This is a genomic window from Roseicella aerolata, assembly GCF_020523605.1.
GTDB classification, from domain to species: Bacteria; Pseudomonadota; Alphaproteobacteria; order Acetobacterales; family Acetobacteraceae; genus Paracraurococcus; species Paracraurococcus aerolatus.
Genome location: NZ_JAJAQI010000012.1, coordinates 117,343 through 143,032, shown reverse-complemented (window position 1 = coordinate 143,032; position 25,690 = coordinate 117,343). Strand labels below are relative to the sequence as shown.

General features: G+C 73.7%; 13 protein-coding genes. 6 read left to right on the top strand and 7 right to left on the bottom strand.

Annotated elements, in window-relative coordinates:
- Window positions 1–120: 120 nt before the first annotated feature.
- Together bcp and LHA35_RS10250 are read right to left on the bottom strand one after the other, a co-directional pair.
- Window positions 121–594, bottom strand: a complete 474-nt coding sequence (gene bcp / locus LHA35_RS10255; protein ID WP_226607908.1) for a thioredoxin-dependent thiol peroxidase — start codon at window positions 592–594, stop codon at window positions 121–123.
- A complete protein-coding gene (locus LHA35_RS10250) occupies window positions 591–3,593 on the bottom strand; it encodes a bifunctional [glutamine synthetase] adenylyltransferase/[glutamine synthetase]-adenylyl-L-tyrosine phosphorylase (RefSeq protein WP_226607906.1) in 3,003 nt (1,000 codons plus the stop codon). Before LHA35_RS10250 ends, bcp begins: the two co-directional genes overlap by 4 nt.
- 17 nt (window positions 3,594–3,610) lie before the next feature.
- Between LHA35_RS10250 and LHA35_RS28945 the strand changes: the two genes are divergently transcribed.
- The 3 genes from LHA35_RS28945 (at window position 3,611) to LHA35_RS10235 (ending at window position 11,501) form a co-directional block, all read left to right on the top strand.
- A complete protein-coding gene (locus tag LHA35_RS28945) occupies window positions 3,611–7,246 on the top strand; it encodes a DUF3971 domain-containing protein (RefSeq protein ID WP_226607904.1) in 3,636 nt (1,211 codons plus the stop codon).
- Between the two features lie 223 nt (window positions 7,247–7,469).
- Window positions 7,470–9,191, top strand: a complete 1,722-nt coding sequence (locus LHA35_RS10240) for a methyl-accepting chemotaxis protein (protein ID WP_226607893.1) — start codon at window positions 7,470–7,472, stop codon at window positions 9,189–9,191.
- Window positions 9,192–10,070: 879 nt separating this feature from the next.
- Complete coding sequence (locus LHA35_RS10235) at window positions 10,071–11,501, top strand: response regulator (RefSeq protein WP_226607891.1); 1,431 nt, start codon at window positions 10,071–10,073, stop codon at window positions 11,499–11,501.
- Window positions 11,502–11,572: 71 nt separating this feature from the next.
- On the opposite strand, the gene tyrS is transcribed toward LHA35_RS10235, so the two are convergent.
- On the bottom strand, window positions 11,573–12,808 hold the full coding sequence (gene tyrS / locus LHA35_RS10230) for a tyrosine--tRNA ligase (protein WP_226607889.1): 1,236 nt from the start codon (window positions 12,806–12,808) through the stop codon (window positions 11,573–11,575).
- A gap of 77 nt (window positions 12,809–12,885) precedes the next feature.
- On the opposite strand from tyrS, the gene LHA35_RS10225 reads away from it, so the two are divergent.
- The gene (locus LHA35_RS10225; RefSeq protein WP_226607887.1) at window positions 12,886–14,019 is read left to right on the top strand and encodes an anhydro-N-acetylmuramic acid kinase; all 1,134 of its coding nucleotides are present in this window, start codon (window positions 12,886–12,888) and stop codon (window positions 14,017–14,019) included.
- A 543-nt stretch (window positions 14,020–14,562) separates the two neighbouring features.
- Entirely contained in the window at window positions 14,563–15,600 is a 1,038-nt protein-coding gene (locus LHA35_RS10220; protein WP_226607884.1) for an FG-GAP repeat domain-containing protein, read from the top strand.
- Window positions 15,601–15,645: 45 nt separating this feature from the next.
- On the opposite strand, the gene LHA35_RS10215 is transcribed toward LHA35_RS10220, so the two are convergent.
- Complete coding sequence (locus tag LHA35_RS10215) at window positions 15,646–16,233, bottom strand: DUF2889 domain-containing protein (protein ID WP_226607882.1); 588 nt, start codon at window positions 16,231–16,233, stop codon at window positions 15,646–15,648.
- A 395-nt stretch (window positions 16,234–16,628) separates the two neighbouring features.
- Between LHA35_RS10215 and LHA35_RS10210 the strand changes: the two genes are divergently transcribed.
- The gene (locus LHA35_RS10210; RefSeq protein WP_226607880.1) at window positions 16,629–18,836 is read left to right on the top strand and encodes a PAS domain-containing sensor histidine kinase; all 2,208 of its coding nucleotides are present in this window, start codon (window positions 16,629–16,631) and stop codon (window positions 18,834–18,836) included.
- 51 nt (window positions 18,837–18,887) lie between these two features.
- Here LHA35_RS10210 and LHA35_RS10205 read toward each other — a convergent pair whose 3' ends face one another.
- The 3 genes from LHA35_RS10205 to aroB form a co-directional block, all read right to left on the bottom strand.
- Complete coding sequence (locus LHA35_RS10205; RefSeq protein ID WP_226607878.1) at window positions 18,888–21,404, bottom strand: alkaline phosphatase D family protein; 2,517 nt, start codon at window positions 21,402–21,404, stop codon at window positions 18,888–18,890.
- A gap of 177 nt (window positions 21,405–21,581) precedes the next feature.
- The gene (locus LHA35_RS10200) at window positions 21,582–23,573 is read right to left on the bottom strand and encodes an HWE histidine kinase domain-containing protein (protein ID WP_226607876.1); all 1,992 of its coding nucleotides are present in this window, start codon (window positions 23,571–23,573) and stop codon (window positions 21,582–21,584) included.
- 298 nt (window positions 23,574–23,871) lie between these two features.
- Window positions 23,872–25,479, bottom strand: a complete 1,608-nt coding sequence (gene aroB, locus LHA35_RS10195; protein ID WP_408902315.1) for a 3-dehydroquinate synthase — start codon at window positions 25,477–25,479, stop codon at window positions 23,872–23,874.
- Between the last annotated feature and the right edge of the window lie 211 nt (window positions 25,480–25,690).

Below are 25,690 nucleotides of genomic sequence, written 5' to 3'. Positions count from 1 at the left end.
AATCGAAGGCAAAATCGGCGCCCCTGCCGGCGCTCATATCGCCCAAACCTCCGCATTGCCGAGCCATCTGCTCGTTCTGGTGCGCTGGGCCCGTTCTGGCGCATCCGCGCACAGCTCTCATCAAAGGGCCTGCGCGGCCTTCAGCACCTCGGCGGCATGCGCCTCCGGCTTCACCTTTCGCCAGATCTTCGCGACCCTGCCCTCGGCATCCACCAGGAAGCTGCTGCGCTCCATGCCCATGTACTTCTTCCCGTACATGGATTTCTCCACCCAGGTGCCATAGGCCTCGGCCACCTTGTGGTCCGGATCGGAGGCGAGGGGGAATTCCAGCCCGTATTTCTGCGCGAATTTCTCGATCGGCGGCATCTTGTCCGGGCTGACGCCGATGACGGTGAGGCCGAGGCCGCCGAGTTGCGGCAGCGCCTCCTGGATGCCGCAGGCCTGTTTGGTGCAGCCGGGCGTATCCGCCTTCGGGTAGAAATAGAGCAGGAAGGGCTTGCCGCGCAGCCCATCCAGGCTGACCGTCCGCCCGCCACTCGCCGGCATGCTGAAATCCGGCGCCGGCGCGCCCTCAACCGGTCCCGTCCCGCTCATTCCACCGCCCCTGTTCCGAGTGGGCCGAGCCGCCGCTCGAAGATCGTGCGGACCGTTCCGGCCACCTCCGCCATCTGTGTGCGGAAGCCGGGGAGGTCAACCGCCGGCGCCGGCAGCAGCGGCGCGGCCGCCCGCAGCAGCGCCGCCACGGCGGGCGCCGGCAGCGCCCCGTCGCGCGACTTGCCGATGATGAGCCGCACGAGGCCCGCCACCGTCCGCCACAGCCGGTCGGCACGGATCAGCGCCTCCGCTTCCTCCGGCGGCAGCACGCCGGCGTCGCGCAGCCGGGCCAGCGCCAGCCGCGTCGTCGTCGCCAGCACCTTCGGGTTCTCCGCGGCGTGGCGGAGTTGCAGGGCCTGGGCGATGAACTCCACCTCCACCAACCCGCCCGGCATCGCCTTCACGTCCCAGGGCCCCTCGGGCGGCAGGTCGCGCAGCATGCGCTGGCGCATCGCCACCGCGTCCCTGAGCGCCGCCTCCGCCACGCCGGGCCGGGTGATGGCAGCCCGGAGGATCTCGTTGATGCGCCGCTTCATCGCCGGCGGCCCGGCGATCGGCCGCGCGCGGGTCAGCGCCATCCGCTCCCAGGTCCAGGCCTCGGTCATGTGGTAGCGCTCGAAGGCGGCGATCCCCACCGCGACCGGCCCCTTGTTGCCGGAAGGGCGGAGCCGCATGTCCACCTCCCAGAGCCGCCCCTCCGCCCCCGGCGCGGTGATGATGCTGACCACCTGCGGCGCGAGCCGGATGAAGTATTCCGAGGGCGCGAGGGACCGCCGGCCGCCCGTGCTCTCCGTCGCCTCCGGGTCGTGGTCATAGAGCAGCACGAGGTCGAGATCGGAGCCCGGCAGCATCTCCCGGCCCCCGAGCTTGCCCATGGCCAGCACCGCCAGCGCCCCGCCCGGCACCCGGCCGTAGCGCTCGGCGAAATCCGCCGTGATGCGCGGCAACAGGGCGCTGACGGCGGCATCCGCGAGATCCGCCCGCAGCTCGCCCGCCGTGTCGGCATCGATCGAGCCCTCGAGCGCCGCCGCGTCGATCTCGAACTTCCGCGTGGTGGCGAGGCGCCGCGCGGCCTCCATCGCCTCCTCCAGGTGCCGCGCATCCTTGACCAGCGCCGGCAGCCCGGCGGCGGGATCGGCATCGGCCGGGGAAAGGCCGCCGGCCAGCAGCCCATCCAGCGCGGCGGGGTTGCGGGCCAGGTGCTCGGCCAGCTGCGGCGCGGCGCCGAGCAGCCCGGCGACGCGCTCCAGCAGCGCCGGGTTGCGATGCAGCAGGCTCAGCACCTGCACGCCCGCCGGCAGCCGGTTGAGCACCGTATCGAACCGCGCCAGCGCCTGGTCCGGGTTGGATTGCTTGCCGAAGGCGGCCAGCAGCGTCGGCATCAGCGCGGTCAGCAGCTCCCGCGCCCGCTCGCTGCGGGTCGCGCGCGGCCGGCCGTGATGCCAGGCGCGGACCATGGCGCCGACCGAGGGCGGATCGGCGAAGCCCATGCGCTTCAGCGTGGCCATGGTCCCCGGATCGTCCTCGACGCCGGTGAAGACCAGGTTGCCCGTGCCGTTGCCCTCCGGCGTCTCGACCGAGAGCGGCGGCGCCGCCTCGAAGAAGCTCTCGTAGTGCCGCTCGACCCGCGCCAGATGCGCCAGGAAGGCGGCCGAGAATTCCTCGGTGGAGCCGAAGCCCATGAAGGAGGCGATGCGAGCGAGGCCGGGGGCGTCCGTCGGCAATTGGTGGGTCTGCCGGTCGGCCACCATCTGCAGTCGGTGCTCGACATCGCGCAGGAAGACATAGGCATCCGCGAGGTCGGCCGCCGCCCGCCGGTCCAGCCGCCCGGCCCCGGCCAGCGCCGCCAGCGCGCCGAGCGTGGTCGGGTCCCGGAGCGCCGGGTCACGACCGCCCCAGATGAGCTGCAGCACCTGGGCGGTGAACTCGATTTCCCGTATGCCGCCCCGGCCGAGCTTCACGTTGTGCCCGGCGAGCGCGATGGTCGCGCCGGCGCCGCGGGCGCCCTTGTGGACATGGATCTGCCGCTTGATGGAGTGGATGTCCGAGACGGCGGCGAAATCCAGGTGACGGCGCCAGACGAAGGGGCGGATCTCACGCAGGAAATGCTCGCCGAGCGCGCGATCCCCGGCCACCGGCCGGGCCTTGATCATCGCCGCGCGTTCCCAGTTCTGCCCCATGCTTTCGTAATAGACGATGGCGGCATTCATCGAGACCGCGAGCGGCGTCGCCGCCGGGTCCGGGCGCAGGCGCAGATCCGTGCGGAAGACGTAGCCCTCCGCCGTGCGTTCCTCCAGCAGCCGCACGAGGTCGCGCGCGAGGCGGACGTAAGCGGCGCCCGCCCGATCGGCGTGATAGGCTGCCGCCGCCGGATCGTAGAGCACCATGAGGTCGACATCGGAGGAGTAGTTCAACTCCCGCCCGCCGAGCTTGCCCATGCCGAGCACGATGAGGCCGCTGCCCTTGCAGATCATGCGCGGGTCCGGCCGCGCGCCGTTCGCCGGGCGGGCGATGCGCAGCTCCCCGCGCTCGGCCGCCGCCAGCAGCAGATGCGCGCAGGCGAAGTCGATGGTGGCATCGGCCAGGTCCGACAGCGCGCCGGTGACGCGGTCGAGCGGCCAGAGCCCGGCCAGGTCGGCCGCGGCGACGATCAGCGCCGCCTGCCGCTTCGCCTGCCGCAGCAGCGCCCCCACCGCCTCCCGCGGCGCGCCCGGATCGGCGTGGCGCAGCGGCTCGAAGGCGATGTCCAGCGCCTCGTCCGGCCCGCGTTCCAGCAGGCGCACCAGCGCCAGCGGCTCGCGCTGCGCCAGCTCCGCCAGATAGGGGCTGTGGCCGCCGAGCGCGGCGAGCAGCGCGGCGCCGCCGGGGCTGGCGGCGAGGCCGCGGGCGGCGGCGTCGCCCTCGGCGACATGCTGGACCAGGCGGTCCGCCGCCTCGCGGTCGAAGGGGCGGGGCAGGCGCTCCGGCGCGATGGCGGCGGGCTGTGCGGTCTGGGACATGATCGTGGAGGGAAGGCGTGAGCACCGCCCCAGGTCAAGCCCGGCGAGGGTCCCTCCGCCCCTGGACCTGGCGCTGGGCGCAGCGTGCCGCCGCCCTCGCCGTCGCGCTCATGGCGGTGCTGCTGGCCGGCCTCGGCATCCTCGCCTGGCGGCTGGCGGAGCGGCCGATGGAGGTGCCGCAGCTCGCCCGCCGGATCGAGGCGGCGGTGAATGCCCGGCCGGAGGGGCCGCGCCTCGCCATCGGCCATGCCGCCATTGCCTGGGAGGGCTTCCGCGGCGGCACCGCGGCGCCGCTCGACATCCGGCTCCGGGAGGTCCGGCTGCGAGCCCCCGCCGGCGAGTCGGAGATCGAGCTGCCGGAGGCGGCGCTGACGCTTTCCGTCCGCGCCCTGCTGCGCGGTGTCGTCGCGCCGGCGACCATCGAGCTGCGGCGGCCGAGGCTGCGGGCGACCCTGACCGATGGCGGCATCGCGCTTGGCCTCAACGCCCCGGAGCCGGCGCCGGGCGCGCCGCCGGCCGAGCCGACCGACATCCCGGCGCTGCTCGCCGACCTCATGCTGCCCGCCTCGGACCGCGATGCGCTGACGGCGCTGCGCCGCATCCGGGTGACGGGGGGCGAGGCGGTGCTGGCCGATCCTGAGGCCGGCCTGACCTGGACCCTGCTGGAGCCGGTGCTCGACCTGCGCCGCGCCGCCGGCGGCGGGCTGGCGGGGGAGGGCGAGGCGGTGCTGCGGGCGGGCGCGGTCAGCGTGCCGGTGCGCATCAGCGGGGAGGCGCAGGGCAGGCCCATGCGCCTCGCCCTCGGCCTCGTCCTGCCGGCGCTGCGGCCGGCGGAGCTGGCGGCCATCTGGCCGCCCCTCGCCCCGCTCGCGGTGCTGGATGCGCCGGTCGCGCTGGCGGCGCGGGCGGAATTCGATGCCGCGGCGCGGCCGGATCGGATGGAGGCGCGGCTGGAGGCCGGGGCGGGTGCGCTGGTGCTCGGCGCGGGCCAGCGCCTGCCGCTCGCCGGGCTGGAGGCCATGGTGGAGGGCAGCAGCCGCGCGCTGCGGATCCGGGAGGCGCGGCTGCGCCTGCCCGGCCAGGGCCCGCTGGCCGGGCCGGCCCTGACCGCGCATGGCGAGGTGATGGAGCGCGACGGCGTCTGGCAGGCGGCGGTCGAACTCGCTGCCGGGCCGCTGCAGGTCGCCGAGATGCCGCGGCTCTGGCCGCCGGCCCTCGCCCCCTTGGCGCGGGAGGCGGCGCTGCGCGCCATGCCCTCCGGCCTGCTGCGGGAGGCGCGGGCGCGGGTCGCCTTCAGCGTGCCGCCGGCGCTCGACGGCATCCTGCTGCGCGAGGCGCGGCTCGGCCTGACGGCGTCCCTGGCCATGTTCGGGCTGGGTGACGCGCCCGTCGCCGTCGAGGCGCTGGAGCTGGCGGCCCGCTACGCCCCGGAGGAGGTGCGGGTGGAGCGGCTGGCGATCCGGCTGCCGGGGGCGGATGCCTCGGGCGGCCCGGCCGTGGCGGCGCCGACCATCACCGCCGGGGGCGAGGCGGTGCTGCGCGACGGACTCTGGCGCATCGGCGCCCAGGCCGCGCTGGATGCCGTCGCCGCCGCGGACCTGGCGGCCTATTGGCCGGCCGGGCTCGCCCCCGGGGCGCGCGACTGGATCACCCGCAACGTGACCGCCGGGCGCATCCGCAACGGCCAGTGGCGGCTGGAGGGCGAGGCCCCCGCCACGCTCGACGGCTTCCGCGCGACCGCCCTGGCCGGCGCGCTGGAGGTGGCGGAGGCGACGGTGCACTGGCTGCGCCCGATCCCGCCGGTGCAGGGCGTCTCCGGCATGGTGGAGTTCACCCTGCCCGAGGTCGCCATCCATGCCCGGTCCGGCCGCCAGTCGCTGCCGGATGGCCGGCCGGGCGGGATCGAGGTGAAGGACGGGCTGATCCGCTTCACCGGGCTCGAGGCCGGGCTCGGCCAGGCCGAGATGACGCTGCCGCTGACCGGCCCGCTGCCCGAGGTCTTCGGCATGCTGCGCCACCCGCGGCTGAAGCTGTTCGAGAAGCGCAAGCTGGAGGTGCAGGCGACGGCCGGCCAGGTGGAGGCGAAGCTGGCGGTCGGCTTCCCGCTGCTGGCCGACCTGCCGATCGAGGAGTTGCGGATCCGCGCGACCGGCCGGGCGAGCGAGGCGCGGCTGCCCGGCGCGCTGATCGAGCGCGATGTCGAGCGTGGCAACCTCGACTTCGCGGTGGATACCGAGGGGCTGAAGCTCTCCGGCCAGGCGGTGCTGGTTGGCGCGCCGGTGCGGCTGGGGCTGGAGATGGATTTCCGCGGCGGCCCGCCCTCCCAGGTGACGGAGCGCGGCACGCTCTCCGGCCGGCTGGAGGCGAGGCAGATCGAGGCGCTCGGCGTCGATGTGCTGCCCGTGGTGGATCGCACCGTGGCGGTGGAGGCGCGCTATGAGCGGCGGCGCGGCGGCCAGGGCTCGGTCGCGCTGCGCGGCGACCTGCGCGATGCGCGGATGGGCCTGGAGGCGCTGGGCTGGGCGAAGCCGGTCGGTGTCCCGGCCTCGGCCGAGGGCACGCTGCGGCTGCAGGGCAGTTCCCTGGCCAGCCTGGAGAATTTCCGTGTCGATGCGCCCGGCCTGGCGCTGCGCGGCCGCGCCGGCTTCGGCGTGCGCTCGCGGCTGGAGCGGGTCGAGTTCACGGAGGGCGTGCTCGACGGCTCCCGCTTCCTCGGCGAGATCCGCCGGCCGGAGCAGGAAGGCGGGCCCTGGCAGGCCAGCCTGCGCGGGCCGGTGCTCGACCTGCGGCCGATGCTCGCGCCCCCTGTCCAGGCCGGGCGCGACCCGGCACCGGCCTCCGATCGCAGCGGCCCGGCGCTGCAGCTCGACCTGCGCTTCGACCGGGTGACGATGGGGGAGGGACGCAACCTGTTCGGCGCCCAGGCGCGCGCCCGCACCGATGGCCGCGGCCTGCTGCGGGAGGGACGGGCGACCGGCCGGACCGGGCCGGCCGCGGGCCAGGGGGACTTCGACTTCATCCTGCTGCCGCAGGGCATGCACCGGCTGCTGCGGCTGACCGCCGAGGATGGCGGCGCGCTGCTGCAGGCCCTCGATCTTGCGGATTCTATCCGTGGCGGGCGGCTCACGGTCAGCGCGAGCTATGCCGAGCTGCGGCCGGGGGCGGCGCTGACCGGCACGGCGGAGCTCGACCAGTTCGTCCTGCGCGATGCCCCGGCGGCCGCGAAGCTGCTGCAGGCGATGACGCTCTACGGGCTGGTGGAGGCGGTACAGGGCGGCAACGGGCTGGTCTTCTCCCGCCTGGTCGCGCCCTTCAGCCTGACGCCGGAGGCGCTGACGCTGGCCGATGCGCGGGCCTTCTCCGCCTCGCTCGGCGTGACGGCGAAGGGGCGGATCCTGCGGGCGCGGCGGAGCGCCGAGATCGAGGGGACGATCGTCCCCGCCTACATGTTCAACACGCTGCTCGGCAACCTGCCGCTGATCGGCCGGCTGTTCAGCCCGGAGGCGGGCGGCGGCCTCTTCGCCGCGACCTACCGGGTGCAGGGACCGCTGGAGGACCCGACGGTAACGGTGAACCCGCTGGCGGCGCTGACGCCGGGCTTCCTGCGCGGGCTGTTCGGGCTGGGCGGGGCACGGGACGAGGCGGGGCGGTAGAGCGGATCGCGGAAGGGCGTGCAGGCCCGGGCGCGTGGAGCCGCTCTGCAGTCGGCGATCTGCCCTGTAACCAGTGATTTACATTGAATCCGTATTGTAATCAGAGATCTGCAGCGGATGGCGGACGGGCGGCGTCGCGAAAAATGCACGCCGCGCGGAAATCTTCACCGCGTTTTAGCTGCAACCGGATCTGTATCGGGCACCGCAACGGACGGAGCCCGCCATGTCATTGGATACGACCTCGCTTGCTCACCCAGCCCGCGCCACCAGGGGGCTTGGCCTCGCGCCGAAGCTGCTCGGCGCCGTGGTGCTGCTCGCCACCCTCGCCGGCGGCATCGCCTTCGGCTCGGGGATCCTGCTCTCCCGCCAGGTGGATGAGATGGCGAAGCTGGTCGGCCACGGCGACAGCGGCATCGCGCTGGGCCGGGCGAATGCCGATCTCCTCGGCTGGGTGCGGGCCGTGGAGGCCCTGCCGCTCGAACTCACCGCCGAGGAGCGCCGCTATTGGGAGACCTCGGCGCGGACCAACCTGCAGCGGCTGGAGCAGCGGGTCGAGGAACTGCGCCCCGTCCTGCAACTGCCGGACAACCGGCGCGACCTGCAGGCGGTCGCGGCCGACATCCAGGCCTACAAGCCCGTGCATGACCGGGTGGAGGCCTTGGCGCGCACCGGCAAGCTCGATGATGCCACCAGGCTGGCCAAGGAGGCCGCCTCGCGGATGACCCAGGCCAATGAGCGGATGCGCGAGATGGCGCAGCGCGCCATTGGTCAGCTGCAGGATACCAAGGCGGAGGCCCAGGGCATGGCCGAGGGGGCGCGGACCTGGCTGATCGGCGGTTCCGTGGCCGGCATCCTGACCGGGCTCGGCCTCGCGCTGCTGATCATCCTGCGCGGCGTCACCGGGCCGCTGCAGCGCCTGACCGCCACGGCCGGGGCGCTGGCCGAGGGGCGGATCGACACCCCGACCGAGGGCACCGGCCGCGGCGACGAGGTGGGCGCCATCGCGCGCGGGCTGGAGGTGCTGCGGGAAGCCGCGCAGCGGGCCCGGGCGCTGGAAGCCGAGGCGGCGGCGAGCCGCGCGCAGGCGGAGGAGGCCCGCCGCCAGGCGCAGCGCGACCTCGCCGACCGGGTGGAGGGTGAGCTGGACGCGGTGGTGCGCAGCCTGGCAGTGACGGTCACCGAACTGGAGAGCGGCATCACCCAGCTCGACGCCACGGCGGACTCCACCTCGGAGCGTGCCGCCTCGGTCGCGGCGGGCGCGACGGAGGCGACGAGCAACGTGCAGACCGTGGCGGCGGCCGCGGAGGAGCTGGCCTCCTCGGTCGGCGAGATCACCCGGCAGGTGAGCCAGGCGGCGCAGGTGGCGCGGCGCGCGGTGCAGGATGCGCGGGAGGCGGACGGCACGGTGACCGGCCTGTCGGAGGCGGCGCAGCGGATCGGCGATGTGGTGCGGCTGATCGGCGACATCGCCGGGCAGACCAACCTGCTGGCGCTGAACGCGACGATCGAGGCGGCGCGGGCCGGCGAGGCGGGCAAGGGCTTCGCCGTGGTGGCGAGCGAGGTGAAGGCGCTGGCCAGCCAGACCGCGAAGGCGACCGAGGAGATCGGGGCGCAGATCGCGGCGATCCAGGCCGCGACCGGCCAGGCGGTACAGTCCATCAAGGGCATCGCCGATGTGGTGGGGGAGGTGGACCAGATCTCCGCCGCCATCGCTGCGGCGGTCGAGGAGCAGGGCGCGGCGACACGGGAGATCGCCCGCAACGTCGCCGAGGCGGCGCAGGGCACCAACGACGTCTCCGCCGCCATCGCGCATGTCAGCGCGGGGGTGGAGGAGACGACCGGCGCGCTGCGCGGCCTGCGCCAGGCCACCGGGACCGTCTCGCGGCAGGGCGAGGCGCTGCGCAGCGGGCTGGACGGGCTGGTGCGCGGGCTGCGGGCGGCCTGAGCCAGGCCAGCCCAGGCCGGATGGCGGCGTGACACCGACGGCCCGGATGCGCGACCGCATCCGGGCAGGAGCGCCGCACTGGCGGCGGGCCGGTGCCCGCGCCGCAGGATCCATGATCGGGGCCGCTGGCGCGACGCCCCGTCCCGAGGGACAGGCCGGGTGAGGCCGGTGCCCTTGCCCGGTGCCCCCGCGGCAAGCCCTGCCAGAGTGGATCGCGGGCGGCCGCTGAACGACCGCGACGCCCGAATCTGCACGGAAAGCAAGCGCCGCAGCGGAGTGGCGCCCCAGTCCTGGACGCCACCCGCCGCGGACCGGGCCAAGGCCGTGCCGGCGCCTCATCGGCCTTGCGTCCCGGCCTCGACCACCCCCCTCTTCCGCGACCCGCCCCGGGATACGGAGGCCGCCCGGGTGGAGCCCTCCGGGCGGTGGTCCATGCTGGGCCCGGGCCTGGGGGTGGAACGCCCAGCGCGCGTCACTGCCGCGGATCGCGTTCCTATCTGACGCCCATCCGCGATCTGCTCCAGGCAGGCCGGCCGGTCCTTGGCGGATCGCGTGCCCGTGGGAAGGCCCGCCTGCCGCCCCGGGTGCCCGCGCGACGACCACCCGTCCCCCTTCCGGGCCGCGCCCTGCAGACCGGGCTGGACGCGCGCTGCAGCCGAGGAAGGCGACGGCGAAGGTGACGCGCAGGATCATTCCCGGGGCGTCACCGCGGGGCGGCAACTTGCCGCAAGACGCGAAAATCAAGTATATGTTAGAAAATGACGGGACGATGCGCAGTCGTTTTGTTGCGCGTTTGTGGATTGGCGTCGGGGTCCGGAGCCTGTCCCTCATTCCGCGACACTCTCCGTCACCCCCTGCAAGGCGGCAGACAACAGACCGATGCTAGACCGGCCAGGCATTCCGACCGCAGGCGGCCCCTATTCCGTCCTGGTCGTCGATGACGAATCCGCCCTGCGCGAGGAACTCGCGACCGGTCTCCAGGATCTGGGCTTCCCGGTCCGCAGCGCCGCCGATGCCGAGGACGCGCTCGCGCATCTGGCGATCGAGCCGGACATCGCCGTCATCCTGACTGACATCCGCATGCCGGGCCTGAGCGGCATCGCCCTCGCCGAGCAGATCCTCGCCTCGGGCCTGCCCAGCCGCGCCGTGGAGGTGGTGCTGCTGACGGGCAATGCCTCGCTCGATGATGCGACCCGGGCCCTGCGCGCGGGAGCCTTCGACCTGCTGCACAAGCCGGCGCGGTTCGCCGATATCGCGGCGGTGGTCCGGCGTGCCCTGGCGCGGGCGGCGGGCCGCCGGACGGCGGCCCTGGCGGCGGAGCAGGAGCGCCTGGAGTTGCAGGCCCTCTATGGCGCGGTGCCGGTCGGCCTTGGCCTGGTCGGGCATGACCTGCACCTCGACCGCGCCAACCCTGCGCTGATCGAACTGCTGGGCCTGCCGCAGGGGGCCGATCTCCGCCGCTTGTGGGAGGCCGCGCCGGCGTCCCGGGCGGTGCTGGAAGAGCCGATCCGGCGCGTCCTGGCCGGCGGCAAGGGGGCGGCGGGAAGCATCCGGCTGCAACTGCCGCAGGGGGCGGATGCCGGGCCGGCCGCATTCCGGATGCTGGACCTGCGCATCTACCCCGTGCCCGATGCCCACGCCCCCGGCCGGATCTTCGCCGCCGGCCTCGCCTGCCTGGATGTCACGGCGGAGGCGATGCTGCTGCGGGAACTCGACCACCGGGTCAAGAATGCCTATGCGAGCTTCCTCGGCCTCGTCCATGCCTCGGCCCGCAACTCGGCGGCCGAGGATGCCCGGCAGATGGCGAAGGATCTCGCCCGGCGGGTCAGCGCGCTGGCCCGCGCGCATGACCTGGTCCGGCCGGCCGTGGCCGGGGCGCTCCAGTTCGGCGCGCCCGAGGGGGTTTCGCTTGCCGTCCTGGCCCGTGAGGTCCTGGCGCCCTATGCAACGGAGGCAGGCGACCGCATCCGCATCCGCGGACCCGAGGTGGCGATCGGCCCGCGGGCAGCCCCCGGCCTGGCGCTGCTGCTGCATGAACTGGCCACCAACGCCCTCAAGCATGGGGCCCTGTCATCGGCGGCGGGGAACGTCGCCCTGGAATGGCAGGTCGAGGGCGACAGGCTGACCCTGGACTGGCGGGAGAGCGGCGGGCCCTCCGTCGCGGGGCCGCCGGCGCGGACCGGCTTCGGCAGCCGCCTGCTGCGGCAGGCCGATCTCGGGGCGCTGCGGCAGGGCGTGGAGCTGGACTGGTCCGATCCCGATGGGTTGCGGGCGCGGCTGCAGGCCCCGGTGCATCTGCTGGGCGCCTGACGCCGCGGCCACGGAGGATTGCGTTCCATGCTGAACGCAATCCTCCGCGGCTTGTTCTCCGCGATCCGCTACTACCCCGCCCGCACCAGGACATGGCGCTTGCGGCCGAGCGAGAGCTTCGCCGCGCCGTCGCGCAGATCCGCCTCCGTCACCGGCTGCAGCGGGTCCGTCACCGGCGCATCGTTCAGGCGGACGCCGTTCTGCGCTACCAGTCGCCTTGCCTCGCCCTTGCTGGCAACGAGCTTCGCCGCCGCCAGCAGATCGACGACGGAGGCCGGCAGGACATGCGCGATGCTCGGCAGCGTTTCGGCGGCCTCGCCCTGCTCGAAGGCGCGGCGGGCGGTCTCGGCCGCCTGCTCGGCCGCGGCGCGGCCATGCAGCAGCGCCGTCGCCTCGGTCGCCAGCACCTTCTTCGCCTCGTTGATCTCGGCGCCCTGCAGGGCCGAGAGCCGGCGGATCTCCGGCATCGGCAGCTCGGTGAAGAGCGCGAGGAAGCGGCCGACATCGGCATCCTCGGTGTTGCGCCAGTACTGCCAGTAGTCATAGGGCGCGAGCCGGTCGGGGTTCAGCCAGACCGCGCCGGCCGCGGTCTTGCCCATCTTGGCGCCGGAGGCGGTGGTCAGCAGCGGCGTGGTCAGGCCGAAGGCCTCGGCTTGCGCCATCCGCCGCACCAGGTCGGCGCCCATGACGATGTTGCCCCACTGGTCGGAGCCGCCCATCTGCAGCGCGACGCCGTGCCGCCGGTGCAGCTCCAGGAAGTCGTAGGACTGCAGCAGCATGTAGTTGAATTCGAGGAAGGTCAGCGGCTGGTCGCGTTCCAGCCGCAGGCGCACGCTGTCCATGGTCAGCATGCGGTTGACCGAGAAGTGCCGCCCCACGTCGCGCAGGAAGGGTATGTAGCGCAGTTCGTCCAGCCAGGCGGCGTTGTCGAGCATGATGGCGTCGCGCGGGCCGTCGCCGAAGACCAGGAAATTCTCGAAGCTGCGGCGGATGCCGGCCTTGTTCGCCTCGATCGCCTGCTCGGTCAGGAGCTGGCGCGCCTCGTCCTTGCCGGAGGGATCACCGACCTTGGTCGTGCCGCCGCCGATCAGCACCACCGGGCGGTTCCCGGTGCGCTGGAACAGCCGCAGCATCATGATGGAGACGAGATGGCCGACATGCAGGCTGTCCGCCGTGCAGTCGAAGCCGATATAGGCGGAGACGGACCCGGCCTTCAGCTTGGCATCCAGCGCCGCCAGGTCGGTGACCTGGTGGATATAGCCGCGCTCCTGCGCCTGATACAGGAAGTCGCTCTCGGGGCCGCTCATCTCTCGCGCTCGATCCTCGGACTGGCCCAGGCCGCTTTGGGCTTGGCATGGGGCCGCCCCCGTAGCACAGGGAAGGCATGCTTAGAACCATCGGGCTGATGAGCGGCACCTCCCTGGACGGGGTGGATGCCGCCTGGGTGGAGACGGATGGCGAGGCGATCGGGCGGATCGGCCCGACGCTGACCCTGCCCTATGAGCCCGCGCTGCGGCGCGACCTGCGGCGCCTCCTCGACCTGGCCGGCGACATCGCGGCGGACGACCCCTTCCTCGCCGACTGCGTCCGCCGGCTGACCGAGCGGCATGCCGAGGCGGTGGAGCGGCTGCGGGCGGAGGCGGCGCGCGCCCTGGGCGAGGATGCCGACCTCATCGGCTTCCATGGCCAGACCATCCTGCACCGCCCCGCCCCGCCCGGGGAGCGGCGGCCGGGGCGGACCTGGCAGGTGGGCGACGCCGCCTGGCTGGCGCGGCAGGCCGGCCTGCCGGTCGCGCATGATTTCCGCAGCGCCGATGTCGCGGCCGGCGGCCAGGGCGCGCCGCTGGTGCCGGTGGTGCATGCGGCGCTGGCGGCCTCCCTGCCCAGGCCGCTCGCCGTGCTCAACCTGGGCGGCGTCGGCAACGTCACCTGGATCGGGCCGGGGGAGGCGGGGCATGGCCGGCTGATCGCCTTCGACACCGGCCCGGCCAACGGCCCGCTGGATGACTGGGCGCGGACGCATGCCCAGACCGACTACGACAGGGACGGGTTGCTGGCGCTGGCCGGCCAGCCGGACGGCGCCGTGCTGGGGCGGCTCATGGCGCATCCCTGGCTCGCCGCGCCGCCGCCCAAATCGCTCGACCGGCTGGATTTCGACCGGGCCCTGAAGGAGGCGGGGGCGGGCGCGCTCTCCCCGCCGGATGGCGCGGCGACGCTGGTTGCCTTCGCCGCGGTCTGCGTCGCCGCCGCCTCCCGCCACCTTCCGGAACCGCCGCTGCAATGGCTGGTGGCCGGCGGCGGGCGGCGCAACCCGGCGATGATGAAGGCGCTGGCGGCCGCGCTGGAACAGCCGGTGCGGCCGGTGGAGGTCGCCGGCTGGAACGGCGACGCGCTGGAGGCGCAGGCCTTCGGCGTGCTGGCGGCGCGCGTCCTGCGTGGCCTGCCCATCACCTTCCCCGGCACCACCGGCGCGCCGGAGCCGCTGACCGGCGGGCGGATTGCGCGGCCGGTGGGCTGAGCACGGAACCGCCGCCAGGCTGCACCCGGTCTCCCGCCCTGTGCCGCCGGCGGCCAGAGCAGATCGCGGAGGGCCGTGAACGCCCGGATGCATGAATCTGCTCCAACAACAAAGCACACCGGCGGACAGGCGTTCAGTTCCGAACGCCTGTCGCGGTAGGAGCCTCGATACCCCTGCAACCCGGGGGCATTGCGGCCGGCGTCAGGCACGATGGATTGATTTATATGACACAACATACATCCGCTCAGCGCCGGGGCTGATCTAGAGTAGCTGCCGGCCGTTCCGGGATGACATTCAGCCTGGATGGGTGCGCGCCGACCATGCCGCTGCACCCCCCACGAGCGCCATTCCCGACGGCTGGCCTAGAACGAGATTGCTGATCTGAGCAGGATTGTTCGGGATTTCCTTCGCAACCTCATGTTACGCGTTCAATACAATGTACTGACCCGTCCGTTCCTGATGCGGCGAGGCCGCTCTGCTCCGTTCCGCAGATGCGTTCCGGGTCCGGCTCGAGTGTCGCGCTGACCATTCGAGGAGGATCGCATGCCTGTATTCCTGGCGCTGAACAACTACGGCCGCAGCGCGGGCGGCTGGACCAGCTACAACACCTATCCCCGCGAACTGGGCGACGTGAACGGCGATGGCCGGCAGGACATCGTCGGCTTCGGGGAGGCCGGGGTCTATGTCTCCCTCGGCCGGACCGATGGGACCTTTACCGCCCCGAATCTCGTGCTGCGGAACTTCGCGCCCGGCGCGGGCGGCTGGTCCACCAACGACAGGTACCCGCGCGAGATCGGCGACGTGAACGGCGACGGCCGGGACGACATCGTCGGCTTCGGGGATGCCGGGGTCTATGTCGCCCTCGGCCGGGCCAACGGCACCTTCGGCGATGTGCGCTTCGTGCTGGCGAATTTCGGCTACAACGCCGGCGGCTGGACCAGCGACAATACCTACCCGCGCGAACTGGGCGATGTGAACGGCGACGGGCGGGAGGACATCATCGGCTTCGGCCAGGCCGGGGTCTATGTCGCGCTCGCCAGGGCGGACGGCTCCTTCGGGGCGGCGAATCTCGTGCTGCGGAACTTCGCGCCCGGGGCCGGCGGCTGGACTGATTTCAACACCTATCCGCGCCAGGTCGGCGACGTGAATGGCGACGGCCGGGACGACATCGTCGGCTTCGGGGAGGCCGGGGTCTATGTCGCCCTCGGCCGGGCCAATGGCACCTTCGGCGATCCGAACCTGGTGCTGAGCGCCTTCGGCCGCAGCGCGGCGGCGGGCGGCTGGACCAGCCACGAGCTCTATCCGCGCGTGGTCGAGGACATCGACGGCGACGGCCGGGACGACATCGTCGGCTTCGGGGAGGCCGGGGTCTATGTCGCCCTCGCCAAGGCCAACGGCACCTTCGAGAACCCGACCTTCGAGATTCCCAATTTCGCCCGCGGCGCCGGCGGGTGGACCAACTTCAACACCTATCCGCGGGATGCGGGGGACGTGAACGGCGACGGGCGGGGCGACATTGTCGGCTTCGGGGATGCCGGGGTCTATGTCGCCCTCGGCCATGTGTCGGTGGATTTCCTCTGAGCGGCGAGGCCCGGCGGCACCGGCCGGAAGGCCGTCCGGCGGGCCTCACTCGCCCGCCGCTGGCTCCTTCAGCCAGGGCCAGCGCGCCAGCGTCACCGGGCTGTCCGGCGCATAGGCGATGCAGGTGCCGACAAGGCCAGGCTTCTTCCTCGGCGGCGGCTCCCCGGCGGCGGCGCGCCGCGCCGCCTCCTCCTGCTCCTTCGCGGCGCGGATGGGATAGAGCGTCTGGTAGGCGACCGTCGCCATCTGCCCCAGCAACTCCCGCAGATGGGTGCAGCCCTGCACGCCGCCGACGCGCTCGGCCACCGCGCGGTTGAAGCCCGGCCCGATCTTCAGCCCGGCGAGGCGGGCGAAATTCGGCGCGGCGCCGGGGCAGATGCCATAGGGCGTGTGGTCCGAGGCGGCCTCGGCCGCCACGATCTCCATATCCTCCCGCACCGTCAGTCGCAGCCACATGCCGTGCAGCGGCTCGCCCGGCGCGATGATGCCGCGGTCGTCATTCTCGAAGGCGTAGGATTTGGTGTCCTTCAGATGCGCCTCGATGTCGTAGAGCCCGTCCGCCCGCTTCCAGCCGCGCAGCTCGATGTCGCGGAGATGCAGGAGTTCGCGCGGGGCAGGCGGTGTGAGGGGCATGGCGGGCTCCGGAGATGGCGCGGCAGTGCAGTCGGTCGCCTGCCTAGAGCAAATGACGGCTGAGGGGACCACTCAGGCGGCGTAATTTGCCCGTCCAAACGAAAAGGCTGGACCGCCCGGCGCGCATCATCACGCGCACCAGGCGGTCTAGACCGGATTCCGCCGCCGTAGAACCACCGCCGAACGTGGATCTGCCCTGCGGCAATGCGACGGGTGATGACATATCGTCGCCGCTGCTGTTGCGACCCACGCTGCGCGCTGCGGCTATCCCCGGCACGTGATCGGTCGTCCCATGTTCCGTCGTCGTTTTTTGCGCTTCGATGAGCTAATGGTTTCCAGCAAGAAGCTCGGACCGGGGGGGGAAGCGGACCGTGCCTGACGATGGCCGTCCAGCCATGCCCGATATCGATTGCATCCGCGGCTTCGCAGAGGCCTCGCCCATGGCGGTGGCCGTGTTGCAGGGACCGTCCCAGCGCATCCGCTATGTCAACCCGGCCTTCCTCGCGGCCGCCGGCCGCACGGAGGCGGCGTTGCTCGACCGCAAGCTGGCGGAGGCCTTCCCGGACCTGACGGAAAGCCAGCGTGCCGCGCTGGAGCAGGTGCGCAGCGACGGCGCGGCCTGCCGCGCGATGGCGGTGGCACTGCCCTTCGGCACCGGCCCGCAGCGGCTCTGGGATGTCGAGCTCTCGGCCCTGCGCGATTCCCATGGCCGGGTCGGCGGCGTGCTCGCGCTGCTGCGCGACGTGACGGCGGAGCGCGCCGCGCTGCGCGCGGCGGAAGCGGCGCGCGCGACCCTCGACGCGCTGTTCCGCCACATTCCCGAAGGGCTGATCCTGGCCGAGGCGCCGGATGCCCGCCTGGCCCGCGTCAGCACGCATGCGCTGCACCTGGTCGGCCGCAGGGCGGAGGAGGTGCTGGACCAGGACGCGGCGCTGCACCCCACCACCTGGCAGGTCTTCCACGCCGATGGCGTGACACCCGCCCGGCCGGAGGAACTGCCGCTGACCCGCGCGGTGCAGGCCGGCGAGACGGTGCAGCACGAGACCTGGGTGCTCCGTCGCCGGGACGGCGCCGCCATGCCCATCCTCTGCAGCGCCGGCCCGATCCAGGAGCCGGGCGGGCCGGTGCAGGGCGGCATCCTCTGCTTCCGCGACGTGACCGACCTGCAGGCGGCGGAAGCGGCGCTGGCGGTGCAGGAATCGCGCTACCGCGCGCTGGTCGAGGCGGGGGCGCTCGCGGTCTGGATCACCACGCCGGACGGGGCCCTGGTCGAGGATGCGAGCTGGCGCGGGCTGACCGGGCAGAGCGTGGCGGAAGCCAGCGGCGATGGCTGGCTGGATGCGATCCACCCGGAGGACCGCAGCCGGATGGCCGCGTGCTGGCGCAGCGCGATCGCCTCGGGCGAGCCGCATGAGGCGGAGTGCCGGATAAGGACACCGGGGGGCTGGCGCTGGGTTTCCGCGCGCGCGGTGGCGCGGCGCGATGCCGCCGGCCGGGTCATCGAATGGGTCGGCGTCACGACCGACATCGAGGCGCGCAAGCAGGCCGAGCAGGCCCTGCGCGCGAGCGAGGCGCGCTTCCGCACCCTTGCCGAGGCGATGCCGCACCTGGTCTGGCAGACCGATGCCGCGGGACGGCCGGAATACCTGAACGAGCGCTGGGTGGCGCTGACCGGCCTCGACCTGTCCGAGGGCGCCGGGCGCGGCTGGATGGCGGCGCTGCACCCCGAGGATGCCGCGCGGCTGGGCGCCACCTGGGCGGACGCCCTGGCGACGGGCGAGGAATTCGACGCGGATGCCCGCATCCGGACCCTGCACGGCGCCTATCGCTGGCATCGGGTGAAGGCCGCGCCGGTGCGCGATATCGGCGGGCGGATCCGCCACTGGGTCGGCACCTGCACCGATGTGGAGGCGCAGCACCAGGCCGAGGACCGGCTGCGCGAGGCGCTGGCGGCGCAGGAGCGGCTGATCCGCGAAGCGGAACATCGAATCAGGAACAGCCTGCAGCTGGTGGCCGCGCTGCTCCGCCTGCAATCCGGCCGGGTGCCCGAGCAGGCGGCGCGCGAGGAGCTGGAGGCGGCGACGCTGCGCGTGCAGGCGGTGGCGGAGGCGCACCGCGCCCTGGCGATGAGCCCCGACCTGCGCCGCGTCCGCCTCTTCGACATGCTGCGGGAACTGGCCGCGGGCGCGACGGTGCAGCATCCGGGCGCCGATATCCGCACCTGGGCGCCGGACGGGCTCACCCTGGATGCCGAGCGGGCGATCCCGCTGGCCCTGATCCTCTCGGAGCTGGTCGCGGATGCGCTGCGGCACCAGCGCCCCGAGACGCCCGGCCATCCGGTGCGGCTGGAGGCACGGGCGGAAGGCGGCCGGCTGACGGTCTCGGTCGCCGATGGCGGCATCAGCCTGTCGGAGGAAAGCCCGGCGGGCCGGCTGGGGGAGACGGTGATCCGGGCGCTGGCCCGGCAGATCAGCGCCGAGCTGGAAACCGAGCGGGCCGCGGCCACGGGCACGCGGGTGACGCTGCGGCTGCGACTGGAGGCGGCGGAACGCGCGGCCGCCCCGGAGCGCGGCGCGGACCGGCGTGGCGACCCGGTCCGCTGACACGGCGGCGCAGCCGCAGGACGCCTGAAGCGGCCCGCCCGACCAGACCGGTCAGGCGAGCAGGACGTCGCATGGCCCGAGCCGCGTGACGCCGGCCAGCCGGAACGTCTCCCCATTGATGCTCCAGTTGTCGCCGCCGGCATGGACGAGCATCGCATCGGCACCGAAGCCTTCGAGGCGGAGCAGGTCGCGCCCGCCCGGCATGGACGCCGTCCGGAAGTCGCGGATCACGTCGCCCTCGGTCTCGCCCGCGCGCAGCACGAAGATGTCCGTCCCGCCGCCGCCCGTCAGGTCGTCGCGCCCCGGGCCGCCATCGATGGTGTCACTTGCGCGGCCGCCAAGCAGCGTGTCCTCGCCCGTCCCGCCCAGCAGATCCAGCCTGGCATGGCCAGGGCCGGCGGCAACCGGCTCGATCCGGTCGTTGCCCGAACCGGCCTCGATGCGAAGCAGCGCACCCTCGGACGAAGGCCGTCGCGCCGCGCCGATGGTGATCGCGTCGTCGCCGGCGCCGGTGACGACCTCGCCCTGCTCGACACCCTCCAGCCGCAGCCGCAGGTCGCCCGGCCGCTCCAGCCGGAGGTCCACCGCCGCGAAACCCTCGATCCGCAGCGCGCTGCCGAGAAAGTCCTCCACCCGCAGCGTGCCGAGGCTGCCCGCCCCGGCCTCCCGCCGCAGCAGCGCCTCGCCATCGCCGGTCCAGGCCAGCCTGGCCAGCGCCGCGGTGCCATCGCCGATCGCGTGGCCCGAGGCGAGGTCCACCTGCCGGATGGTGACGTCGCCGCCGGCCTGGCGGAACCGCGCCAGGTCCGCGCCAGTGGTGTCGGTGAGGGACCGGCTGTCCTGCAGCCGCCCTGGCAGCGCCCCGTTCTCGTAGCGCAGCGCGGCCATGGCCTCGCCCTCAGGCGCCAGCGAGAACTCGATCGCCCGTGCGGGTTGCAGGGTGAACTCACTGACCACGGCCGGTCTGCGCCCTGCCACCGCCGGGTCGGTCGCCTCCGCCGCGCCATAGGCGGGAATGCCCCAGGTCCGGACCGTCAACCCGCCGGTCGCCTCCGCCACCGCGAACTCGCTCCAGCCAAAGCTGTGGGTCGCGGTCCAGCCGCCCGCGGTCAGCTTCGCCGACAGCAGGCCGCGCGCCTGGTCGAGGGTCTCGTCCAGCCCGAGCCGGTCATAGCCGAAGAGGTCGAGTTGCCCGTTGATCACCTGTTGGAAGAAGCCCTCCTTCGCCGGCAGCGGCAGGGAGCGGTAGAGCGCGAGCTGCTCCGCGCTCAGCAGCCCGAAGCGGGCCGCGGCCTCGATCACGAGCGGCCCGAAGGGCGGGTCGGTGGCGACCGGGCCGGTCGTGACCTCCAGCGCGGGCAGCGCGATCTGCGGCCCGGGGCCCGCCGCGCCCGGCACCTGGTAGGTGAGGTTGTTCACCACCGTCCCATGGATGTCGGCCGCGACGAAGACGACGTTCTCGATGTCCTGGTCGTCGATGAACTTCAGCAGCGCGTTGCGCTCGAAGGCATAGCCCTCGTAGCGGTCCTGCGCGTCGCCGGGGCCGAGATTCTGGATGGGCTGCGGCAGCAGCACGAATTTCCAGGTCACGCCGCGTGCCTCGGCATCCAGCAGGTCGGCCTGCAACCGTGCGAGCTGGTCTTCACCCAGCAGGGTGCGGGGCTGTGTCGCCGACTCGCCGAGGAAGCGCGGCGCATCGGCCGGGGTGAGGTCCCAGCTTCGCAGCGGCGCGTCGCGGAAGCTGCGGGCATCGAGCAGGAAGCTGGCCGCATCGGCCCCGTGCAGGGTGTAGCGGTAGAGGTCCCACTCGCCCGCCATCCGGGCGTCGCCCGTTTCGTCCTGGCGCCGCTCCTCAATCGCGTTGTACTCGTGGAAGCTCCGCAGGGCGTTCTCGTAGAGCGGGCTGTCATTCACCAGGGTCGGCGCGGCGGCGCCATAGAGCGCCGTCTGCCCCGTCGGGACCGGCGCGCCGCCGGCGAAGTTGTCGGTCACCTCATGGTCGTCGATGGTGGCGAGGATGGCGGTGCTCGCCTGCAGATCGCCCCAGGCATCGAGGCCGGCGCGCTCCGCATAGCCCTCCCGGTGCTTGAGCCGGAATTGCCCGAGCGTGGTCGCCTGCGGCTCGGGCACCGCCGGGGAGGGGATGTCGGCATAGATCGTGTCGCCGAGCTTGACGAAGAGGTCGAGCCCCCGCTCATCGGCATTGGCGATCGCCGGATAGGGCGAGAGGCCGCCGAACCAGTCGCCGGAGACGCCCATGCGGAAGCCGGCGCGCTCGCCCTCCGCCGCGGGGGTGACGAAGCGGCCGGTGGTGGTGGCGCCCTCTGCATCGGTGGCGCGCCAGGCATAGCGGGTGCCGGGCTCCAGTGTGCCGTCCGCCAGGGACAGCCTGGCCGGCACCAGCGGGTCGGCCACCATGACCGTCTCGCGCACGAGCGGCGCCGCGGGCGTCGCGGTGGCCCAGATTTCGAAGCGGACGGGCCCTGGGGCGGAGGGGGCCGCCCAAAGGACGGCGCTGTCCTGGTCTACATCCCCGGCCGAGAGCAGCAATCGGGCGTTGCCGGTCATGGCGTCCTCCCCTTGCGTCGCGGTCCGCGTCCTCCCGCGCGTACCGGCCTGCGGCCGGTCAGGCCCGCGGGGCGTACCGCATGCTGAGGCATACGCTGATGGGCCTATCGGCGCTTCATGCCGGCGCCTCCGCCCCGGTACACAAGCATGGGACGATTCGGCCGGGGCCCGGCCCGGCTATTGCGCCCTGCCGGTCTGCCGGCGGTCCATTCTGCCGTCGAGCGGCAGCTGCAGCTCGCAGACCAGGCCGCCGCTCTCCCAGGCCAGCGAGACCGCGCCGCCGAGCTGCCCCCGCACCGTGCCGTCCAGCATCCGGCTGCCGAAGCCGTGCCGCGCGGGCGGGCCGGCGACCGGCGGCCCGCCGGCCTCCGCCCAGCGCAGGCAGAGCAGCCGGGCGGCGCCGGGGCGGAGCGTCCAGGACACGGAGAGCCGCCCCTCCGGCACGGACAGCGCGCCATGCTTCACCGCATTGGTCGCCAGCTCATGCACCGCCATGGCGATCGGCTGTGCCGCGAGGGCCGGCAGCGCGACCTGCGGCCCCTGCAGCGTCACCCGCTGGCCGCCGAGGAAGGGCGTCAACTCCCCCTCCAGCAGGCAGCGCAGGTCGGCGCCGTGCCAGCGGTCGCCGGCCAGCAGCGTCTGCGCCCGCGCCAGCGCCGCGACCCGTCCCTCCACGGTGCGGACATAGCCCTTCAGGTCCGGCGCGCGGGTCAGCCGCAGGACCGATTGCACCACGGCCAGCGCGTTCTTGGCGCGGTGGTCCACCTCCCGCGCCAGCAGCGCCTGGCGCTCCTCGGCCTGCTTGCGTTCGCTGACGTCGAGGAAGAGCGCGGCGAAGCGCCCCGGCTCCGTGCGGTAGGCGAGGACCTGGAACCAGCGCTCCAGGCTGGCGAGCCGGCGCTCGAATCGGGCCGGCTCCCCGGTCTCGACGACCTGCGCATAGGTCTCGATCCAGAAGGGCTCGATCCCCGGAATGGCCTCGCTCACCAGCCGGCCGACCACCGCGGCCGCGGGCAGGCCGGTCAGGGACTCCCAGGCGGCGTTGACCTCGAGGTAGCGGAAATCCACTGGCCGTCCGGCGGGGTCATGGACCATCTCGCAGAGGGCGAAACCCTCATGCATGTTCCGGAACAGGCCATGCCAGCGCGCCTCGCTTGCGCGCAGCGCCGCCTCCGCCCGGGCCCGCTCGCCCGCCGCCCAGGTCCGCTCCGCCACCTCCGCGGCCAGCGCCTGCTCCTCGGCGGTCCAGCGCCGCGGCATCCGGCTGTTGGCGTAGAGCACGGCGGCGAGGCGGCCCGCCTTCACCAGCGGCACGAGGATCGCGGCGCGGATGCCGGCCGCGGCGAGCGCCCCGGCCGCCGCCGCGGTCAGCGGGTCGGCCAGGGCATCCGCGAAGGCAACGGCGCGGCCGGCGCGAAGCTCCGTGGCGATGGCCGCATCATAGTCCCGCACGCGTTGACGGCTGGCCAGGCCCGGGACACCGGGCGCGCACCACTCCCCGACGACCGAGACATGCGCGCCGTCCGGATCGATCTCGCAATACCCCGCGCGGTCGCAGGCCAGGTGCCGGCCGAGCGCCTCGGCGGCGGCGGCCATGATGGCGCGCGGGTCGTTGAGGTCGCGCAGCCGCTGCTCGAGCGCGAGGCGGAAGGCCTGCCGCCGCTCGGCCTGCACCCGGCCGGTGGTCTCGTCGCAGGTGCAGAACATGCCAGCGACGGCGCCGGTCTCGTCCCGCACCGGCGTATAGGAGAAGGCGAAGTGCGTCTCCTCCGGATAGCCGTTGCGGTGCATGACGAAGGCGATGTCGTCCATCTGGGTCGCCTCGCCGGCATAGGCGCGGTCGAGGATCGGCCCGACATCCGCCAGGATGTCGAACCACACCACCCGGAAGGGCATCCCCAGCGCCGCCGGGTGGCGCGCGCCGCATAGCGGCGCGTAGCCGTCGTTGTAGAGCATGATCCGCTCCGGCCCCCAGGCGACGAACATCGGCTGGCGGGACCCGAGCATGACCGCGACCAGGGTCTTCAGCGCCGCCGGCCAGGCGGCGGGCGGGCCGAGCGGCGTCGCCTCCCAGTCATGCGCCCGGATGCGCGCGCCGAGTTCCCCGCCGCCCGCGAGGAAGGCATGGGCGGCCGCAGCAGCGTCGGGCGGCGCTGCGCCGCCTGTCATGGGCTCCGGCATCGGACGGGTGAACCCGCTTCCGCTGCCGCCTGTCAATCATCAGATGCGGAAGCGGCATGGTCGGCCGCCATCCAGCCAGGATCACATTTCGGCCAGTTCCCGGGGCGGCTCCCCGGCCCGGAGAAGCGCGGTGGCGGGCGAAGGCCCCGAAGCATGGGCCGCTTTGCAGCGGATTGCGTTCAGGGCCGAATGCCGGTCCGCCGCAGCGTCACGCCTGGGCTTGCGACGCAAGCGCCCGGCAGAGGTCTGATGCGGTTGGGCTCGTCACGCCCGGCCGGCGGCGCCCTCAGGCCTCGCAGCCCTCGTCGCGCAGCAGGCTCTCGACCATCGCCGGCGGCACGTCGCCCGCGGTATAGGCCTCGCCCGGGCCGCGCAGCAGGACGAAGCGCAGGTTGCCGTCGCGCACCTTCTTGTCCTTGCGCATCCGCCCCATCAGCGCGGCGGTCGAGAATGTCCGCGGCAGGTCGCGGATGCGGGCCGGCATGCCGCAGGCCTGGAGGTGGGAGATGACGCGCCCCGGCAATTCCTGGCTGCACTGGCCGAGCCGGGCCGAGAGGCTGGCCGCGAGGCCGAGGCCCACCCCCACCGCCTCCCCGTGCAGCAGCGTGCCGCCATAGCCGCACTCCGCCTCCAGCGCATGGCCGAAGGTGTGGCCGAGGTTGAGCAGGGCGCGGCCGCCCTCGGCGCTCTCCTCCCGCTCATCGCCCGCGACCACCGCGGCCTTCAGGCGGCAGCTCTCCAGCACCGCATGTGCCTGCGCCGCGGCATCGCCCGCGACCAGCGCCGCGCCGTTGCCCTCGCACCAGCGCCAAAGCGTCTCGCCCGAGAGCAGCCCGTGCTTCGCCACCTCGGCATAGCCCGCCCGCAATTCCCGCGGCGGTAGGGTGCGGAGCGTCGCGGTATCGGCCAGCACGATGCGCGGCTGGTGGAAGGCACCGACCAGGTTCTTGCCCAGCGCCAGGTTCACGCCGGTCTTGCCGCCGACGCTGCTGTCCACCTGCGCCAGCAGCGTGGTTGGCACCTGCACGAAGGGCAGGCCGCGCAGCGCGACCGCGGCCGCGAAGCCGGCGAGGTCGCCGACCACGCCGCCGCCGAGGGCGATGACGGCGGTGCGGCGGTCCGCACCCGCGGCCAGCATCCGCTCCAGCACCGATTGCAGGGCGGAGAAATCCTTGCTCGCCTCGCCGGGCGGCACGGCGATCTCGGCCAGCGTCGCGAAGCCCGCCTCCTCCAGCCCGACCCGCAGCGCCGGCAGGTGCAGCGGCGCCACCGTTCCGTCGGTCACCACCACCACGCGGCGCGCCGGCAGCACCGGCGCCAGCAGCGCCCCGGCGCGCTGCAGCAACCCGTCCCCCACCACGATGTCGTAGCTGCGCTCGCCCAGCGTCACCGGCAGCCGGGCCGGCGGCTGCCAGGCCTCCAGCGCCTCCTGCACCCGGCGGGTGGTCGTCTCGGGGCTTTCATCGCTGCACTGGATCACGAGATCGGCCTCGGCATAGAGGGGGTGGCGCGCCGTCATCAGCCGCTGGAGCACCTCCGCGGGGTCGGCATGAAGGAACATCGGCCGGTGGTCGCGCCCGGCGACGCGCTTCAGCAGCGTCGGCAGCCGGCAGCGCAGCCAGACCGAGACGGCGCCCGAGGCGCGGATCGCGGCGCGGGTCCGGGCATCGGCGAAGGCGCCGCCGCCGGTCGCCAGCACCACCGGCGGGCCGGCCAGCAGGCGGCTGATCACCCGCCGTTCGCCATCGCGGAAATGCGGCTCCCCGTAGCGGGAGAAGATCTCGGTGATCGGCAGGCCGGCCGCCGCCTCGATCTCGGTGTCCGCATCCAGGAAGGGCAGGCCGAGCCTGAGCGACAGCCGCCGCCCGATCGAGGACTTGCCCGAGCCCGGCATGCCGACGAGCACGATGCTCCGCCCCTGCAGCCAGGGGGCGGGCCGCGTGGCAGGCCCCGGCGCGGGGCCGGTCCAGGCGGCCGCCCCGGGGGCGGCGGGCGCGACGGCGGCCGGGGCGGAGGATGCGGCGGACGATGCGCAGGCGATGGCGTTGTTGCGTGACACGATGCCGAAGGCTAGCACACCGCCGCCTTTGCGCGAGGACCCTGCC

Bases quoted from the DNA above. Each gene is read 5' to 3' on its own strand.
- LHA35_RS10240 (WP_226607893.1), top strand. From the start codon at position 7,470: ATGTCATTGGATACGACCTCGCTTGCTCACCCAGCCCGCGCCACCAGG.
- tyrS (WP_226607889.1), bottom strand. From the start codon at position 12,808: ATGAGCGGCCCCGAGAGCGACTTCCTGTATCAGGCGCAGGAGCGCGGC.
- LHA35_RS10205 (WP_226607878.1), bottom strand. From the start codon at position 21,404: ATGACCGGCAACGCCCGATTGCTGCTCTCGGCCGGGGATGTAGACCAG.
- LHA35_RS10200 (WP_226607876.1), bottom strand. From the start codon at position 23,573: ATGACAGGCGGCGCAGCGCCGCCCGACGCTGCTGCGGCCGCCCATGCC.
- LHA35_RS10250 (WP_226607906.1), bottom strand. From the start codon at position 3,593: ATGTCCCAGACCGCACAGCCCGCCGCCATCGCGCCGGAGCGCCTGCCC.
- LHA35_RS10235 (WP_226607891.1), top strand. From the start codon at position 10,071: ATGCTAGACCGGCCAGGCATTCCGACCGCAGGCGGCCCCTATTCCGTC.
- LHA35_RS10210 (WP_226607880.1), top strand. From the start codon at position 16,629: ATGCCCGATATCGATTGCATCCGCGGCTTCGCAGAGGCCTCGCCCATG.
- aroB (WP_408902315.1), bottom strand. From the start codon at position 25,479: ATGCCGGGCTCGGGCAAGTCCTCGATCGGGCGGCGGCTGTCGCTCAGG.
- LHA35_RS10225 (WP_226607887.1), top strand. From the start codon at position 12,886: ATGCTTAGAACCATCGGGCTGATGAGCGGCACCTCCCTGGACGGGGTG.
- LHA35_RS10220 (WP_226607884.1), top strand. From the start codon at position 14,563: ATGCCTGTATTCCTGGCGCTGAACAACTACGGCCGCAGCGCGGGCGGC.
- bcp (WP_226607908.1), bottom strand. From the start codon at position 594: ATGAGCGGGACGGGACCGGTTGAGGGCGCGCCGGCGCCGGATTTCAGC.
- LHA35_RS10215 (WP_226607882.1), bottom strand. From the start codon at position 16,233: ATGCCCCTCACACCGCCTGCCCCGCGCGAACTCCTGCATCTCCGCGAC.